Here is a 15,708-nt window from a genome sequence, read left to right as displayed (position 1 = left end):
TCAGCGATTGGAGAGCATCTGGCGCGCAACGATCACGCGCATGATCTCGTTCGTGCCTTCCAGAATTTGGTGCACGCGCAGATCCCGCACCAGTTTCTCGATGCCATAATCAGCCAGATAGCCATATCCACCGTGCAATTGCAGACACTGATCCACGACTTTCGATCCGGTTTCGGTTACGAACTTCTTGGCCATCGCGCAGAATTTTGTGGCGTCCGGTGCGCCTTGATCAAGTTTCCACGCTGCCTGACGCAAGAATGTGCGCGCCGCCTGTAGCTCAATCTCCATATCTGCCAGTCGGAACTGCAGCGCTTGAAACTGATCGATCGATTGTCCAAAGGCCTTGCGCTCGGACATATACTGCAACGTCATGTCCAGACCGTTCTGAGCTGCCCCCAGCGAGCAGGAGGCGATGTTCAGGCGGCCACCGTCCAGCCCCATCATCGCGTATTTGAAACCGTCGCCTTCAGCCCCGACCAGATTGCCGGATGGAATTTTGCAATCGTCAAACTGAACTTGCGCGGTTGGCTGGCTTTTCCAACCCATTTTTTGTTCCAGACCACCGAAACTCAGGCCCGGCGTGCCGTCTTCGACATAGACGGTAGAGATTCCTTTAGGGCCGTCTTCACCCGTGCGCACCATGCAGACATAGGCATCCGAATAGCCGCCGCCGGAAATGAACGCTTTCGTGCCGTTGAGCGTGAAGCCTTCATTGGTCTGTTCAGCGCGCGTTTTCAGCGCCGCAGCGTCCGATCCCGATCCGGGTTCCGTCAGGCAGTAGCTGAGGACGGTTTCGAGGCTGAGGATACTTGGCATAATGCGGGACTTCAGATCGTCACTGCCAAAGCTGTCCAGCATTTTGGCGCACATGTTGTGAATCGACAGGAACGCCGCGACCGAGGGACAGGCCATCGATAGCGCTTCGAACACCAGTGTCGCATCCAATCGCGTCAGGCCAGAACCACCAGCCTCTTCCGAGACATAAAGTCCACCAAATCCTAGTTCGCCGATTTTGGGCCAAAGCTCTTTGGGGATGGTTCCGTCTGCTTCCCACTGACGCGCGAAGGGGGCGATGTGGTCTTGGCCAAAGGCGTAGGCCATGTCGAAAATGGCCGTTTGTTCTTCGGTCAGCGCGAAATCCATGACGTGTGCTTCCTGATGGCTATAGAATTGAACGAGCGTTTTATTCTTCAATCCTTACAGAAATTTTTCAATGACGGCAAACCCGGCGATTTAGGGGATTTCTGGACGGTGAGGTATACTACGGGAATTCTGCTTTCTTGATCATTACGGAGTACTCTTATGTCGTCACACAAGCTTGCTGTTATCGCGATTCACGGCATGGGCAGCCAGTACAATCCTCAGAACCAGCCCCCATCCACGACCCCAACGTTTTCCAAAGGGCTGAAACGACGCGTTTCGAACCGGGTCGGCGCGGATATGGATGATGTGATCTGGCACGAGGTGGTCTGGGCACAGATCCTGCAAGGGCGGCAAAAGGCATATCTGCGCAAGGTCAACCGCAGCCTTGGATACGACAAGCTGCGCGAGTTTGTAGTGTGCAATCTGTCGGATGCTGCTTCTTACCGACCAACCCCGGATGATGGCGATAAGATCTATGAGGCGATCCACAAGAAAATCGAGAATGTGATGGGGGTCGTCAAATACCAGGTCGGACCACAGGGGCCTGTACTGATCCTGGCGCATTCGCTGGGTGGGCACATAATGTCGAACTATATTTATGACATGCAAAGACATCTGCGCCAGGGTGGTTCACCGGTTCATCCGACAGATGTTGAAAACATGAAAACCGTTGCTGGCCTCGTGACGTTTGGGTGCAATATTCCGATTTTTCTGTTCGCATATCCCGAGAATGAGATTTTTCCGATCATGGCCCCGAACCGCGCGCTGCCGCCTGCGTTGCAGTTTTCGACCTGGTGGCGAAACTACTATGACAAGCATGATGTTTTGGGTTTTCCATTGGGCAAAAGCGCGCCAAGCTATGAACAGCTCGCTCAAAGTGGGGCCTTGAAGGATAAGCCGATCAATGCGGGCAAAATCTTTACGTCGTGGAACCCGCTTTCGCATAACGGATACTGGACGGATCGCGATTTGTATGAACCCATAGCGGACCGGATCAAAGAGATTTTGGCGGCGGTTTGACTTTAAAGGTCGGCGTGAAATTCCTCGATCAGGTGCTTGACCACCGCCATGCCCGGATCATCCCCGCGCGCCAAAGCTTCAGCGTAAACACGGCGTTGGCGGGTGGCGGAGGTTCCATTTTCTGCGATCTGCCGAAGTCGGGCGAGTTCGGTCATAGTGCCCAATGCCTCAGTGTCTTCGGCCAACATGCCCATCAGCTCTCCGATCAGTTCAGCCATCGGCTTGATTGAGCGATCACCGAAATCGATCAGACCTTCGCCCACACCGTAGCGCTGCGCGCGCCAACGGTTTTCGCCGATCAGAAACTTATCATATTGCCGCCAACGAAGATTGCGGTCTTTCAGGCGGCACAGCATCCGCGTCAGCGCCTGCACTAGCGCTGCAAGAGAAAGCGTATGTTCAAGCCTTGGCTGTACGTCCATGATGCGTGTTTCTAGGGTGGGGAACCGGTGAGATGGACGTAGGTCCCACCAGATCTTCGAGGTATCCTCGATAACGCCGAGTTCGACCAGCACGCCGGTGGTGCGTTCGTATTCGCCCCAACTGCCGAACACCGGGGGCAGACCGGTCCGGGGCAGATTGTCGAACACGGTGAGCCTATAGGAGGAAAGCCCGGTGTCTTCGCCGTTCCAATAAGGAGACGAGGTCGACAACGCCAGCAGATGGGGCAGAAAGTAAGAAAGCTGGGGTACCAGGTCGGCGCGCAAGGCTTGATCTTCGACGCCCACATGCACGTGCATTCCGCAGATCAGCATCCGCCGCGCCACGCCGCCCAAAGCATGCTGCAGGGCGTCATAGCGTTCTTTCCGTGTATGGTGTTGATCTTTCCAGTTCGCAAACGGATGGCAAGAGACCGCGATCGGAGCCAGATTATACTCGGACGCACGTTTTGATACACAAGAACGCAGGCGCTTTAGATCTTCGCGCGCCGATCTGATCGTAGCATGTGGGCGGGTCCCGACTTCGATCTGGCACTGCAGAAATTCCGGGCTGACCTGGCCTTCGAAATCTGCCTGACAAGCTTCCATCAATGCTGCGGGCGCCTCGGCGAGCTGCAGACTGTCTTGATCGACCAGCAGGTATTCCTCTTCAATGCCGATCGTGAATTCCTGCTGCATGGCGGCCCTCGTTGGTCAATTCACATCAGTGAATACGGAAATTAGCGTTTTGCCAAGGGTTTGACCTGTCGGTTCTTGCAGAGGTCCTGCGTGCACAGGTAAAGAGCGGGCGCAACGCAATGTGGAGCCGTCCTCGTGAAACCCAGAAAATTTCCGCAGATCAATGCCGCCCTGGATGAGTTGGGCGTTAAGCTGATCGACAAGGTTACAGAACAGGATGAACGGGCGCGGCTCGAAGCGTTCGAACGGGCAGGGGGATTGAACAGGGCTGCCTATGCCCTGTCACCGGGGATGGACGGATTCGATATCGCGCAACTGATCAAAGAGTATACGCGCCATGCCGATGAGCTTGCTGCGTTGAAGGACCCGGCGCGAAACCAAACCGGTTATCACACCGGCAACGGATATTACGATAGCCCGGATGCGGATGCGCTTTACTTGATGATCCGCCGCTTTCAGCCCAAGCGCGTGATCGAGGTCGGTTGTGGGAACTCTACCCGCGTGACGCGGCAGGCGATCATAGATGGTGGTTTGGATACGACGATCACGGCAATTGATCCGTACCCGCGCGCAGATATCGCCCATGTCGTCGATCAGTTTGAGCAGAAGCGACTGGAAGAAGTAGATCCCGCGCTGTTCGATCAGCTTGACGCTGGGGATGTTCTGTTCATCGATTCAAGCCATGTGGTTCGGATGAGCAACGATGTCGCCCATCTATTCTGTCGGGTCATTCCGGCGCTGAAACCCGGCGTTGTCATTCATGTCCACGATGTTTTTCTGCCTTATGAATATCCCAAACGGTTCTTCTATGACTGCCCAGGATGGGGTGAGCAATACATGTTGCATGCCTTGCTGCAATCCGGTTTCTATTCAATGCTTTGGCCCGGACATTACCTGCAGCAGGATCGCCCCGACGCCGTCGCAGCGCTGCCGTTTCTAGAAGAGGGCCGTGCGCAGAGCATCTGGGTTCAGCTCAAAGAAAATTGATTTCTGTGTGATCCGGTTCGAACCCAGGCCCGTAACCCTTTCCATAACAAGCTGGAGAGGAGTTAACAGCCATGTTCCGCCGCACATTCATGGGCGCTGCCGCCGCATTTGCACTTGCACTGCCCGTCAAGGCGCAGGCCGCTGATATCGTAGATACCGCAGTTGCTGCCGGGTCATTCAACACCCTGGTTGCTGCCGTTCAGGCCGCGGGCCTGGTTGATACGCTGAAAGGCGATGGGCCCTTCACCGTCTTTGCACCCACGGATGAGGCTTTTGCAGCTCTGCCTGAAGGCACTGTTGAAACCCTACTTCTGCCAGAAAACAAGGACCAGTTGGTGTCGATCCTGACCTACCATGTCGTGCCAGCCAAAGTGATGTCCGGCGACATTGCAGGAAAGCGCGCGAAGGTTCTGACCGTGCAAGGCGACCGACTAAGCGTGAACGCAAAAAATGGCGTGAAAGTTAATGGTGCCAAAGTTGTGCAGGCCGACATCGAAGCCAGCAACGGCGTCATTCACGTTGTCGACGAAGTGATCATTCCCGAATAAATCTACCACCTTCACGAAAACAAAAGCCCCGTTCCTGATGGACGGGGCTTTTTTGTGTTTCGTGTAGAAACTCGCCGTTTAGACCAAACGTACCTGAGTACCGACCTTTACCAGCGGATACAGCTCTTCAACGTGCTGGTTATAGAGACCAATACAGCCGGACGAGCTCTGACGTCCAATCTTGCGGGTATCATAGGTGCCGTGAACCAGGTAGGCAGGCCAGCCAAGATACATAGCGCGAGTTCCCAATGGGTTTCCAGGTTCACCACCCTCCATGCGAATTGGCAACGAGGGATCGCGCTCGCGCATTGATGGGGTTGGTGTCCAGCTTGGGTTCTCCGCCTTGCGTGTGACTTTGGTATAGCCGCGCTTGGTCAGCTCTTCGCTCATCGGGACAGAACTGGGGTACAGCTTGTAGGTTCCATCCGGCCCCCAGTAATGAACAGCCCGGCTGGTGATATCGGCCAACAATGCGCCGACGCCCAACTCGTCAAAGTGATCCTGCCAATTCTGCTGCGAGAACGATGAAATGTTACGACGTACTGGAAGCTGCGTGCTGATTGCTTCCTCGGTCTGTGGGAAAGCATCAGTGCTTTGAGCACGCACGATAGCAGGGGCCGCAATCAGCGATGCAGCGCCCAAAAGGGCGTGACGACGGGTAAAACGATTTTGGGACAAGGTTGCCTCCAGGGAGTTATGAGCTGCTCGGATAGTTGAATTACCGATAAAATATTAGTGATTGCCTGCTTTTTCCAGAGGGCGACCTCTGAATTTCTTGTGAGGTACGCGATCAGGCAGCAACTGGCGTATGCACGAAAAAACCCGACCCATGTAGGGCCGGGTTTCCTGATTTGTAAGCTGAATGATCAGTCCATCGCTTTGAAGTTGAACTCGCCACCTTCCTTGATGCCCGACGGCCAGCGCGATGTCACTGTTTTGGTGCGGGTGTAGAACTTGAAGCTGTCCGGACCGTGCTGGTTCAGGTCGCCGAACATCGATTTCTTCCAGCCGCCAAAAGTGTGGTAGGCCAGCGGAACCGGGATCGGAACGTTGATGCCGACCATGCCGATGTTCACACGGCTGGCAAAGTCACGCGCCGTATCACCGTCGCGGGTGAAGATCGCAGTGCCGTTGCCGTATTCATGATCCATCGCCAGTTTCAACGCCTCTTCATAAGAACCCGCGCGTACGGTCGACAGGACCGGGCCAAAGATCTCTTGCTTGTAGATGTCCATCTCGGGTGTGACGTTGTCGAACAGGTGCGGGCCGACAAAGAAGCCGTCCTCATAGCCCTGCAGGCTGAAGTCGCGGTTGTCGACAACCAGCTTCGCGCCCTGCTCAACGCCCGAGTTGATCAGGCCAAGGATACGCTCTTTCGCGGCAGCAGTAACAACCGGACCCATGTCTACGTCGTCGCCCGCTGTGTAGGGGCCGACTTTCAGCTTTTCTACGCGCGGGATCAGTTTTTCGATCAGTGCGTCTGCGGTTTCTTCACCCACAGGAACGGCAACCGAGATCGCCATGCAGCGCTCGCCAGCCGCGCCAAAACCCGCACCGACCAGCGCGTCAGCAGCCTGATCCAGATCGGCGTCAGGCATAACGATCATGTGGTTCTTGGCGCCACCGAAGCACTGCGCGCGTTTGCCGTTGGCGGTTGCACGAGCATAGATGTACTGCGCGATCGGGGTTGAACCCACGAACGACACGCCCTGAATGATTTCGCTGTCCAGCAGGGTGTCCACGGCCTCTTTGTCACCGTTTACGACTTGGAACACGCCCTTGGGCAGACCAGCTTCGACAAACAGCTCTGCCAGCATCAATGGAACAGAGGGGTCGCGCTCGGAAGGCTTTAGAACAACTGCGTTGCCGCAGGCCAGTGCCGGGCCAACGTGCCAAAGCGGCATCATTGCGGGGAAGTTGAATGGCATGATCGAAGCGACCACGCCCAGCGGCTGACGCATCGAATACATATCGATGCCCGGGCCCGCGCTGTCGGTGAACTCACCTTTCAGCATCTGGGGCGCGCCGATGCAGTACTCGATCACTTCCAGACCACGCTGCAAGTCACCCTTCGCATCGGGAATGGTCTTGCCATGTTCCCGGCTGAGAGCCTCGGCCAGCTTGTCCATGTCGCGGTTCATCAAGCCAACCATCGCCATCATAACGCGCGCGCGCTTCTGCGGGTTGGTTGCGCCCCAAGCGACCTGAGCTGCTGCAGCGTCTTCGATCGCAGCGGTGGTCTCGGCGACACTGGCCATCGGGCATTGGTACTGCACTTCACCCGTTGCTGGGTTGAATACATTATCAAAGCGGCCAGATGTGCCAGCGACATTTTCGCCGTTGATGAAATGGGTCAGGTTCTGCATTGCAAACTCCTCCGGATTAAGTTGCGCGAAGAATAGACTTGCGAAAATCACCTGAACAGAGGCAATATTTCAAATCAGTTTTGCAAAAATGCAAAGGGTAGAGCATGACGCCGAATTGGGATGATTTGCGGGTATTTCTGGCGGTCGCGCGCGATGAAAGCCTTTCGGGTGCGGGGCGGGTTCTCAAGATAGACCCGGCGACAGTCGGGCGCAGAATCGCGCGGCTCGAAGCGGCATTGGACGCGGTGTTGTTCACGAAATCACAGCAGGGCTATGTGTTGACGACTGCAGGACAACGCCTGATGGAGCATGGGCTGCAGGCGGAAGAAGCTATGCGTGCAGCGACTGGTGTCATGTCAGGCTCTGCCAAATCGCTAAGCGGTCAGATCCGAATTGGTGCCCCGGATGGTAGTGCCAATTACCTGTTGCCACAGGTCTGCGCCAAGATCAGCGATGCCAATCCTGATCTCGACATTCAGATCCTGGCGTTGCCGCGCATCATCAACCTATCCCGGCGAGAGGCCGACATGGCGGTAACAGTCAGTGCGCCCACCGCAGGGAAACTGCTGGTGCAGAAGATATCCGACTATCGGCTGCATATGGTCGCAACGAAGGAATACCTGAGTCGTCACGCCGAAATTCGATCCATCGAGGATCTAAAAGGGCATCGGATGATAGGCTATATTCCGGACATGATTTTCGACCGCGAGCTGGACTATCTCAACGACATTGGTGTTGAACGTGTCGCGCTTGCATCAAACTCTGTTTCCGTTCAGCTGCGACAAGTTTCGCTGGGAACAGGGGTCTGCGTGGCACATGATTTCACATTGCCGTTCCATCGGGGATTGCAGAAAATCCTGACGGATCAGGTCAGTCTGACCCGGGGGTTCTATCTGGTCCGCCATCAGGGCGATCAGCGCAATGAGCGGTTGAACCGCTTTGCCGAGGCGTTGACGCGCGGAATACGGGACGAAGTAGCGCGGCTTGAGCGCGAAGCTTCACCTTGACACATTCACACATTCCGGCAACGCTTTGGAAAACAGTACGTAATTCCGGAGGTTTTCGCTTATGCTTGTACAGGCCATTCTCAAATCCAAGGCCAGCGGCGGTGTGGAGACGGTCGAGCCAACGGCATCCGTTTCTCAGGCTGCCGAGATTCTTGCGGAAAAGCGGATTGGTACTGTGGTCATTTCCGAGGATGGGGGGCAGACGGCAGCGGGCATTTTATCCGAACGAGACATTGTTCGCGAGTTGGCTGCCAGCGGCAGCGGATGCTTGGATAAACCCGTTAGCAACTATATGACCAAGCAACTTGTGACCGCCAGCCAGCAGGATACTGTTGAGTCTATCCTGTCCCAGATGACCGAAGGTCGATTTCGCCACATGCCTGTATTGGAAGATGGCAAACTGGTCGGCATCGTTACGCTGGGTGATGCGGTCAAGGCGCAACTGGCTGAACTTGCTATGGAAAAAGACGCGCTTGAGGGCATGATCATGGGGCACTGAACGCGGGGGCTGTTTCAGCCTCTTGCACCTGCGGCAAAGTTATGTTTGCTTGCGCAGAAATATTGTTGCGCTGGAGAGCCCAATGCGGGTTGGATTATATCCCGGTACTTTCGACCCTATCACCATGGGTCATATAGACATTATTCGCCGCGCGGCTGCGCTGGTGGATAAGCTCGTCATTGGTGTTGCTATCAACCGGGACAAGGGCCCGCTGTTTTCTTTGGAAGAGCGTGTCGCGATGATCGAGGCCGAATGCGCCCATCTAACCGAGCAGACTGGCACTGAGATTGTCGCGCATCCGTTTGAAAACCTGCTGATCGATTGCGCCCGCGATGTAGGCGCTCAGATCATCGTGCGCGGACTGCGTGCGGTTGCGGATTTCGAGTATGAATTCCAGATGGTTGGGATGAATCGCGCGTTGGACGACTCGATTGAGACCGTGTTCTTGATGGCAGAGGCACGGCATCAAGCCATTGCGTCGAAACTGGTCAAAGAAATCGCCAGATTGAACGGGGACGTGTCAAAATTCGTCACGCCCCGCGTCAATTCCGCCTTGAAAGAGCGGTTAGGATAGCGCGCCCATCGCGGCGGCAGTGTCCAGCATCCGGTTCGAGAAGCCCCATTCGTTGTCGTACCATGCAAGCACACGAACCAATGTGCCGTCAGTTACTTTGGTTTCAGCCAGTGAAACCGTCGAGCTGTGCGAGTCGTGGTTGAAATCGATCGAGATCAAGGGGCGATTCTCGGCCGCCAGCACACCGGGGATTTTGGCGGCGGCATCTACAAAGAGGGCATTGACCTCTTCTTCGGTCGTCGGTCGCGAAACCTCAGCAACCAGATCAACGACTGAAACATTGGGCGTGGGGACACGAATGGCTTGCCCGGTCAACTTACCAGCAAGCTGCGGCAGAACCAGACCAACAGCCGATGCCGCGCCAGTTGTCGTCGGAATCATCGACAGCGCAGCTGCGCGCGACAGGTAGGGGTCTTTGCCTGCAGTGTCGTGAACCGGTTGGCTGGCCGTATATGCATGAACTGTGGTCATGTTGCCGTGTTTGATACCTAGTCCTGCGTCCAAAGCCGCCGCGACCGGCGACAGGCAGTTGGTGGTGCACGAGGCATTGGAAACAACGATATCGTCGGCGGTTAACTCATGATCGTTCACGCCGAACACGACTGTCTTCACGCCGCCGTCGCCACGGGCAGGGGCCGAGATCAACACTTTCTTTGATCCGTTTTTCAGGTGCCGCTCAGCTGCTTCACGGGTCCGGAAAACACCGGTGCATTCCAGAACCACATCCACATCAGACCAGTCTAGTGCTTCGGGATCACGCTCGCTGGTCAGCCGGACGGGCCCAGCACCCACATCCAGACCTGCATCAGTCAGACTTACGGGTTTGGAATAGCGTCCATGCACACTGTCGAACTCGAACAGATGTGCGTTCATTTCGGGCTTTGCCAGATCGTTGATTGCGATGATTTCAACATCAGTACGTCCGGATTCCATGACGGCCCGAAGAACGCCGCGCCCGATCCGTCCAAATCCATTGATTGCCAGCTTGAGTGTCATAATGCGCTCCGTCAGAACATGGTCCATAGATGGTTAGCGCTAACAAAGCCAGATTGGCGCGAAAGTCAAGAAAAACCTCTGTCAGCGCCAGAAGGCGAGCCAATCCAGGAAATCGTAGAGCTTCTTGCCCAGGAACAGCAGGTGTTCGGTGCCGAATAGTGCCACGTCCAGCATCAGACCGCCCAGAATTAGGATTCCAAGCCAGATGGCGATTTGATTTGTCATTTCTGCGCCCTGAACGAAAATGCCCGCTCAGATAACCTGAGCGGGAATAAAGGTACAAGCTATGTCCAAAGGGTCAGTTAAGGCGGCCCATCGCGACGGCGACATCCGCCATACGCACCGAGAATCCCCATTCGTTGTCATACCACGCCAGCACGCGCACCATACGGTTGTCGACCACACGGGTCTGATCCGGCGCGAAGATCGAGCTTTCTTCGGTGTGGTTGAAATCGGTCGAAACCAGCGGCGCGGGCTCATACCCTAGAACGCGCTGCATCGGGCCTTTCGCTGCCTCTTCGACGATGGCGTTGACCTCTTCGACAGTGACGTCGCGCGAGGCGCGGAATGATAGATCAACGGCCGAGACGTTTGGAGTGGGCACGCGGATGGCCGAGCCGTCCAGGCGCCCTTTGAGGTTCGGCAGAACCTCTCCCAGTGCCGCAGCGGCGCCAGTGGACGTCGGGATCATCGACATGGCGGCAGCGCGGGCGCGATAAAGATCGCTGTGGCGACGGTCCAGCGTCGGTTGGTCGCCGGTATAGGCGTGAATCGTGGTCATGATGCCATGCTCGATGCCGATACCTTCGTCCAGAACCTTGGCAAGCGGAGCAAGGCAGTTGGTGGTGCAAGAACCGTTCGACACCATATTGTCGTTTGCGGTCAGGCTGTTGTGGTTCACACCAAATACGATGGTCTTGTCGACATTTTTGCCGGGAGCCGACAGCAGAACCTTACCAGCGCCGCGCTCAAGATGGGTTTTGGCTTTCAGGCCGTCGTTGAATTTACCGGTGCATTCCAGAACGACATCGCAGCCTTCCCAGTCCAGCTCGTTCATATCGTAGGTCGAGAACATCTCCATCGGGCCGCGACCCAGATCCATGGTGTTGCCTTCGACCGAGACGTCGCGTGGGAAACGTCCATGGATGCTGTCGTATTTCAACAGATGCGCCGAGGTTTCCAGCGGGCCGGTGGCGTTGACCTTGATCACTTCGATGTCGTTGCGCGCCGATGCGGCGATGTGCGACAGAGTACAGCGGCCGATGCGGCCAAAACCATTGATACCGACCTTGATGGTCATCCGACGTCTCCAAAAATGCGCTTGCGTTGCAGGCCATATAGCCGCGAATATTGAATCTCAAAAGGGCAAAAATGGCATATTTTTAAGGTGTTAGCGCAAACCTGCGCCGATTGCGCTAACGCTTGCGCTAGCCGTTGGATCAGGTAGGGTCCGATCGAACAGATGAATGGAAAGGAAGCGCGATGAGTGGTCTGTTGGCCCTGTTGGACGACGTGGCGGGCATTGCAAAGGTTGCGGCGGCCTCGGTGGACGATGTGGTGGCCGCTGCCGGCAAGGCTGGGGCCAAGACTGCGGGTGTGATCATTGACGATGCGGCCGTGACGCCCAAATACGTTCAGGGTTTTGCCCCGGCGCGGGAACTGCCGATCATCTGGCGCATCGCGCGCGGATCGATTTTCAACAAGATCATTCTGTTGTTGCCAGTGGCATTGCTACTAGCCAATTTTGCGCCTTGGTTGATCACACCACTGCTTATGCTCGGTGGTTCATATCTGTGTTTTGAAGGGGCCGAAAAGATTTTTCATGTCCTGTTCCCACACGGAAGCCACGCGATCGAAGAGGATATGAAAAATCCTGATCCTGGCCATCTGGAAGAAAAGAAGGTGAAGGGTGCGATCAAGACTGACTTTATCCTGTCTGCTGAAATCATGACCATCGCTTTGGCGGCCATTGAAGCGCCGAATGTGTGGATGCAAGCCGCTACGCTGGCCGTTGTGGGCGTTGGGGTCACCGTCGCCGTTTATGGCTCGGTCGCTCTGATCGTGAAAATGGATGATGTCGGCCTGTATTTGGCGCAAAACGCGCCGACGCCGATAGGGCGCGGAACGGGAAGGGGCCTCGTCAAAGCGATGCCCGTTGTTATGAAAGTTCTGTCTATCGTTGGTACTGCTGCGATGCTGTGGGTCGGCGGGTCGATCATGATCCACGGTATGGAGGTCCTGGGCTTTGGCTGGCTGGGCCATCACATTTACGACTGGGCAAATGCTGCGAGTCATGCTGTGTCTGAACAATGGGCAGGCGCGGTAAAGTGGATCGCGAAGGCGACGATGGATGGTGTATTCGGTCTGGCCTATGGGCTGGCGCTGATACCGGTGGCAACCAAGCTGCTGTCCCCCGCGATCAGCGCGATTTCGGGATCTGCGAATAAACACTGAAATCAGGATCATGTGACGTGAGGTTTCATCTGGCACAACGGTAAGAGCGGGGTAAGTTCCATTCGAAGCATACCCGGTGTGAGATCGATGACTAAACTCAGCCTTTCCCAAGTCCTTGCCAGTTCAGATCGGTTGAACGGGATGCTGCAGTTCCCGGTGCCGCCAAACTGGATGCAAGGCCGCACAACATATGGCGGCTTCTCGTCTGCCTTGCTGCTGGCTGCTGCGAGAAATGCGGTCGATGTTCTGCCGCCATTACGCTCGGCCCTGATCAATTTTACCGCGCCCATCGGTTCACCTCCGCTGATCGAAACCGAGGTGCTTCGCAATGGGCGGAATGTCACAACGATCAATACACGAGCAAGGATTGAGGGGAATACAGCCGCGCTTGGGACATTTACGTTTGGCAAGGCACAGGAAAGCCATGTGGCGTTCGAACATCCGGCTAAGGCAGAGATACAGCCAGAGATCACAGAACACTATTTCCCGCCAGATTTGCCAAAACTTCCCATCGCATTTCTTGAGAACTTCGACGTTCGGTTGATCGACGGGGCGCGGCCATTTGCTGGTGCAGAGCGTGGCTATGTGAAGGTTTGGGCGCGCCATAATGATGCCGATATGCGCGATAGGATCGAAGGGTTGATCGCAATTGCGGACCTATTGCCACCGGCCATATTCCCGACATTGAAGAAGCCGGGAAACAACTCGTCAATGAACTGGATTTTCAACGTGCTGTCCGAGGATATTCATACTCGCGATGGATGGTGGTTGATGGAACATCAATTGACAGCTGGACATGACGGCTACAGCTCTCAGGTCATGCGGATGTGGAACACCGATGGTGATCTAATTGTCGATGGTATGCAGTCAGTAATAATTTTCGTCTAACAAAAAAGGCCCCGGTTTTAACCGAGGCCTTTTGACTAATTTGGGTAGGTTCAACCCAGCAGTTCTTTGACCTTGGCGACTGTTGCCTCGGTCGTGATGCCAAAATGCTTGTAGAGCTCTCCGGCGGGTGCCGACGCACCAAAGCTGGACATGCCGATGAACCCAGCCTTGGCCTCGCGACCACGCTCGCCCAGAAGCCAACGGTCCCAGCCTCCGGCGCGAACCGCAGCCTCGATACCGACGCGGACGGCTCCCGCAGGCAATACGCGCTTGCGGTAGGCTTCGTCTTGTTCGGCAAACAGCTCCATACAGGGCATGGAAACGACCCGAGTGCCGATGCCTTCGGCCTCAAGTATTGCTTTAGCTTCCATCGCCAGCGAAACCTCGGAACCTGTGGCAATCAGAATCGCCTGACGCTTGTTTTCTGCGTCAGCCAATACATAGGCGCCTTGCGCGGTCAGGTTTTTGGCTTTGTGCTGGGTCCGAACAGTTGGCACGCCTTGACGGGTCAGCGACAGGACTGAGGGGCTATCCTTGAAGGTCAGCGCCAATTCCCAGGCTTCGGCGGTCTCAATCGTATCGGCTGGGCGGAACACATAAGTGTTCGGCGTCGCGCGTGAGATCGCCAGATGTTCCACCGGTTGGTGCGTCGGACCGTCTTCGCCCAGACCAATCGAGTCGTGGGTCATCACAAACACCGTCGGGATCTTCATAAGTGCAGCCAAACGCATCGAGGGCCGCGCATAGTCGGTGAAGGCCATGAACGTACCGCCATACGGGCGAATGCCACCATGCAGCGCCATACCGTTCATAGCAGCGGCCATACCGTGTTCACGAATGCCGTAATGGATATACCGACCCTTGCGGTTTTCCGGAAGGAACACGCCCATATCAGCCGATTTGGTGTTGTTCGATCCAGTCAGGTCAGCCGAGCCGCCAATGGTTTCGGGCATGATCGGGTTAACGACATTCAACACCTTCTCTGAAGAGGCGCGTGTGGCCAGCTTTGGCTGGTCTTCCGACATCTGTTTCTTGAACGACCGGATGGCGCCGGCCAGCTTCTTTGGCGCCTCAAACGCATAGGCGCGGTTGAATTCGGCTTGTTTACGTTCGGAGACTTGCGCAAAACGCTCCTCCCACGCTGCGCGCTCGGCTTTGCCACGTGCACCAATGGCCTCCCAAGCGGCTTTGACCTCAGCAGGGATGACGAACGCATCATGCGGCCAGTCATATGCTTCTTTGGCGGCGTTCAACTGATCCTGATCGGTCAGAGCGCCATGGCCTTTTGAAGTGTCCTGCGCCGCGTGACCCAGTGCAATGTGGCTTTCACAAGCAATCATCGTCGGCTTGTTCGACTTCTTCGCCTGCATGATGGCCGCATCGATGGCCTTGGGGTCGTGGCCGTCAATCTCAAGCACATGCCAGCCCGAGGCCGCAAAACGGCGCACCTGATCGGTGCGGTCGGCGATGTCGACTGTGCCGTCGATGGTGATGTTGTTGTTATCCCAGAAGACGATCAGCTTGCTCAGCTCGTGGCGACCGGCCAAAGTGATCGCCTCTTGGCTGACGCCTTCCATCAGGCAGCCGTCGCCCGCAATCACGTAGGTATAGTGATCAACGATCTTCTTGCCATAATGCGCACGCTGAATTTCCTCGGCCATCGCAAAGCCAACGGCATTCGAAATGCCCTGACCCAAAGGTCCGGTAGTGGTTTCGACACCATCGATCAGGAAGTTCTCGGGGTGCCCGGCAGTTTTAGCGCCCAATTGACGGAAGTTCTTGATCTCTTCCAGCGTAACATCGCCATGACCGGTGAGATACAGCAGCGAATAGACCAGCATCGAACCGTGACCCGCCGATAGGATGAACCGATCGCGGTCCGGCCAGTTCGGGGCAGCGGCGTCGAATTTGAGGTGCTTTTCGAACAATACGGTCGCAACATCGGCCATGCCCATCGGCATACCGGAATGGCCGGAATTGGCGGCGGCGACAGCGTCGAGGGTCAGGGTGCGGATGGCCGCAGCCTTGTCCCAGTGTTCGGGGTTGGCATTGCGCAGCGCAGTCAGGTCCACGGGCGTTGTTCCTTTGGTTTACGGGCAGATGGGCGC

Annotated in this window: 16 protein-coding genes; 8 read left to right on the top strand and 8 right to left on the bottom strand. The window is 56.0% G+C overall.

Annotated features, from left to right (window positions below; translation table 11 throughout):
• Complete coding sequence (locus ACR0AH_RS04060; protein WP_480590517.1) at positions 1–1,143, bottom strand: acyl-CoA dehydrogenase family protein; 1,143 nt, start codon at positions 1,141–1,143, stop codon at positions 1–3.
• Between the two features lie 159 nt (positions 1,144–1,302).
• Here ACR0AH_RS04060 and ACR0AH_RS04055 point away from each other — a divergent pair, with 159 nt between their 5' ends.
• Entirely contained in the window at positions 1,303–2,163 is an 861-nt protein-coding gene (locus tag ACR0AH_RS04055) for a hypothetical protein (RefSeq protein WP_480590514.1), read from the top strand.
• Positions 2,164–2,165: 2 nt separating this feature from the next.
• On the opposite strand, the gene ACR0AH_RS04050 is transcribed toward ACR0AH_RS04055, so the two are convergent.
• Positions 2,166–3,281, bottom strand: coding sequence for a carboxylate-amine ligase (locus ACR0AH_RS04050; protein ID WP_480590511.1), 1,116 nt, complete (start codon positions 3,279–3,281; stop codon positions 2,166–2,168).
• A 135-nt stretch (positions 3,282–3,416) separates the two neighbouring features.
• On the opposite strand from ACR0AH_RS04050, the gene ACR0AH_RS04045 reads away from it, so the two are divergent.
• A complete protein-coding gene (locus tag ACR0AH_RS04045) occupies positions 3,417–4,268 on the top strand; it encodes a class I SAM-dependent methyltransferase (RefSeq protein WP_480590508.1) in 852 nt (283 codons plus the stop codon).
• Positions 4,269–4,339: 71 nt separating this feature from the next.
• Positions 4,340–4,816 (top strand): fasciclin domain-containing protein, encoded by a 477-nt coding sequence (locus ACR0AH_RS04040; RefSeq protein WP_170393195.1) that lies wholly within the window; start codon positions 4,340–4,342, stop codon positions 4,814–4,816.
• A 78-nt stretch (positions 4,817–4,894) separates the two neighbouring features.
• Here the strand turns inward: ACR0AH_RS04040 and ACR0AH_RS04035 are convergent, their stop codons facing one another.
• On the bottom strand, positions 4,895–5,494 hold the full coding sequence (locus tag ACR0AH_RS04035; protein WP_170610467.1) for a L,D-transpeptidase: 600 nt from the start codon (positions 5,492–5,494) through the stop codon (positions 4,895–4,897).
• Positions 5,495–5,682: 188 nt separating this feature from the next.
• On the bottom strand, positions 5,683–7,182 hold the full coding sequence (locus tag ACR0AH_RS04030) for a CoA-acylating methylmalonate-semialdehyde dehydrogenase (protein ID WP_170405524.1): 1,500 nt from the start codon (positions 7,180–7,182) through the stop codon (positions 5,683–5,685).
• A gap of 104 nt (positions 7,183–7,286) precedes the next feature.
• Between ACR0AH_RS04030 and ACR0AH_RS04025 the strand changes: the two genes are divergently transcribed.
• From ACR0AH_RS04025 to coaD, 3 genes are all read left to right on the top strand, one after another.
• On the top strand, positions 7,287–8,189 hold the full coding sequence (locus tag ACR0AH_RS04025) for a LysR family transcriptional regulator (protein ID WP_170405527.1): 903 nt from the start codon (positions 7,287–7,289) through the stop codon (positions 8,187–8,189).
• Between the two features lie 61 nt (positions 8,190–8,250).
• Positions 8,251–8,688, top strand: a complete 438-nt coding sequence (locus ACR0AH_RS04020; RefSeq protein WP_170405529.1) for a CBS domain-containing protein — start codon at positions 8,251–8,253, stop codon at positions 8,686–8,688.
• A gap of 82 nt (positions 8,689–8,770) precedes the next feature.
• On the top strand, positions 8,771–9,262 hold the full coding sequence (gene coaD / locus ACR0AH_RS04015) for a pantetheine-phosphate adenylyltransferase (RefSeq protein WP_170393190.1): 492 nt from the start codon (positions 8,771–8,773) through the stop codon (positions 9,260–9,262).
• Here the strand turns inward: coaD and gap (ACR0AH_RS04010) are convergent.
• The 3 genes from gap (ACR0AH_RS04010) to gap (ACR0AH_RS04000) all read right to left on the bottom strand — a co-directional run bounded on the left by gap (ACR0AH_RS04010) (position 9,254) and on the right by gap (ACR0AH_RS04000) (position 11,558).
• Positions 9,254–10,258: a type I glyceraldehyde-3-phosphate dehydrogenase gene (gene gap / locus ACR0AH_RS04010; protein ID WP_480590505.1), complete on the bottom strand. Its 1,005-nt coding sequence runs from the start codon at positions 10,256–10,258 to the stop codon at positions 9,254–9,256. The genes coaD and gap (ACR0AH_RS04010) overlap by 9 nt on opposite strands.
• Before the next feature lie 81 nt (positions 10,259–10,339).
• Complete coding sequence (locus ACR0AH_RS04005; protein WP_010439846.1) at positions 10,340–10,483, bottom strand: hypothetical protein; 144 nt, start codon at positions 10,481–10,483, stop codon at positions 10,340–10,342.
• Between the two features lie 73 nt (positions 10,484–10,556).
• The gene (gap, locus tag ACR0AH_RS04000) at positions 10,557–11,558 is read right to left on the bottom strand and encodes a type I glyceraldehyde-3-phosphate dehydrogenase (protein ID WP_170393188.1); all 1,002 of its coding nucleotides are present in this window, start codon (positions 11,556–11,558) and stop codon (positions 10,557–10,559) included.
• A gap of 182 nt (positions 11,559–11,740) precedes the next feature.
• Here gap (ACR0AH_RS04000) and ACR0AH_RS03995 point away from each other — a divergent pair, with 182 nt between their 5' ends.
• Complete coding sequence (locus ACR0AH_RS03995; RefSeq protein ID WP_170732093.1) at positions 11,741–12,712, top strand: DUF808 domain-containing protein; 972 nt, start codon at positions 11,741–11,743, stop codon at positions 12,710–12,712.
• A gap of 87 nt (positions 12,713–12,799) precedes the next feature.
• On the top strand, positions 12,800–13,600 hold the full coding sequence (locus tag ACR0AH_RS03990; RefSeq protein ID WP_170510103.1) for a thioesterase family protein: 801 nt from the start codon (positions 12,800–12,802) through the stop codon (positions 13,598–13,600).
• 50 nt (positions 13,601–13,650) lie between these two features.
• Here the strand turns inward: ACR0AH_RS03990 and tkt are convergent, their stop codons facing one another.
• The gene (tkt, locus tag ACR0AH_RS03985) at positions 13,651–15,672 is read right to left on the bottom strand and encodes a transketolase (RefSeq protein ID WP_170732096.1); all 2,022 of its coding nucleotides are present in this window, start codon (positions 15,670–15,672) and stop codon (positions 13,651–13,653) included.
• Between the last annotated feature and the right edge of the window lie 36 nt (positions 15,673–15,708).

The organism is Ruegeria sp. AM5 (assembly GCF_056540645.1).
This window is presented reverse-complemented; position numbering and strand designations above follow the sequence as displayed.

Coding starts and splice junctions, on each gene's coding strand:
- ACR0AH_RS04030 (WP_170405524.1), bottom strand. CDS start 7,182: ATGCAGAACCTGACCCATTTCATCAACGGCGAAAATGTCGCTGGCACA.
- ACR0AH_RS04040 (WP_170393195.1), top strand. CDS start 4,340: ATGTTCCGCCGCACATTCATGGGCGCTGCCGCCGCATTTGCACTTGCA.
- ACR0AH_RS04050 (WP_480590511.1), bottom strand. CDS start 3,281: ATGCAGCAGGAATTCACGATCGGCATTGAAGAGGAATACCTGCTGGTC.
- ACR0AH_RS04025 (WP_170405527.1), top strand. CDS start 7,287: ATGACGCCGAATTGGGATGATTTGCGGGTATTTCTGGCGGTCGCGCGC.
- coaD (WP_170393190.1), top strand. CDS start 8,771: ATGCGGGTTGGATTATATCCCGGTACTTTCGACCCTATCACCATGGGT.
- ACR0AH_RS04005 (WP_010439846.1), bottom strand. CDS start 10,483: ATGACAAATCAAATCGCCATCTGGCTTGGAATCCTAATTCTGGGCGGT.
- gap (WP_170393188.1), bottom strand. CDS start 11,558: ATGACCATCAAGGTCGGTATCAATGGTTTTGGCCGCATCGGCCGCTGT.
- ACR0AH_RS03990 (WP_170510103.1), top strand. CDS start 12,800: ATGACTAAACTCAGCCTTTCCCAAGTCCTTGCCAGTTCAGATCGGTTG.
- gap (WP_480590505.1), bottom strand. CDS start 10,258: ATGACACTCAAGCTGGCAATCAATGGATTTGGACGGATCGGGCGCGGC.
- ACR0AH_RS04060 (WP_480590517.1), bottom strand. CDS start 1,143: ATGGATTTCGCGCTGACCGAAGAACAAACGGCCATTTTCGACATGGCC.
- ACR0AH_RS04020 (WP_170405529.1), top strand. CDS start 8,251: ATGCTTGTACAGGCCATTCTCAAATCCAAGGCCAGCGGCGGTGTGGAG.
- ACR0AH_RS04055 (WP_480590514.1), top strand. CDS start 1,303: ATGTCGTCACACAAGCTTGCTGTTATCGCGATTCACGGCATGGGCAGC.
- ACR0AH_RS03995 (WP_170732093.1), top strand. CDS start 11,741: ATGAGTGGTCTGTTGGCCCTGTTGGACGACGTGGCGGGCATTGCAAAG.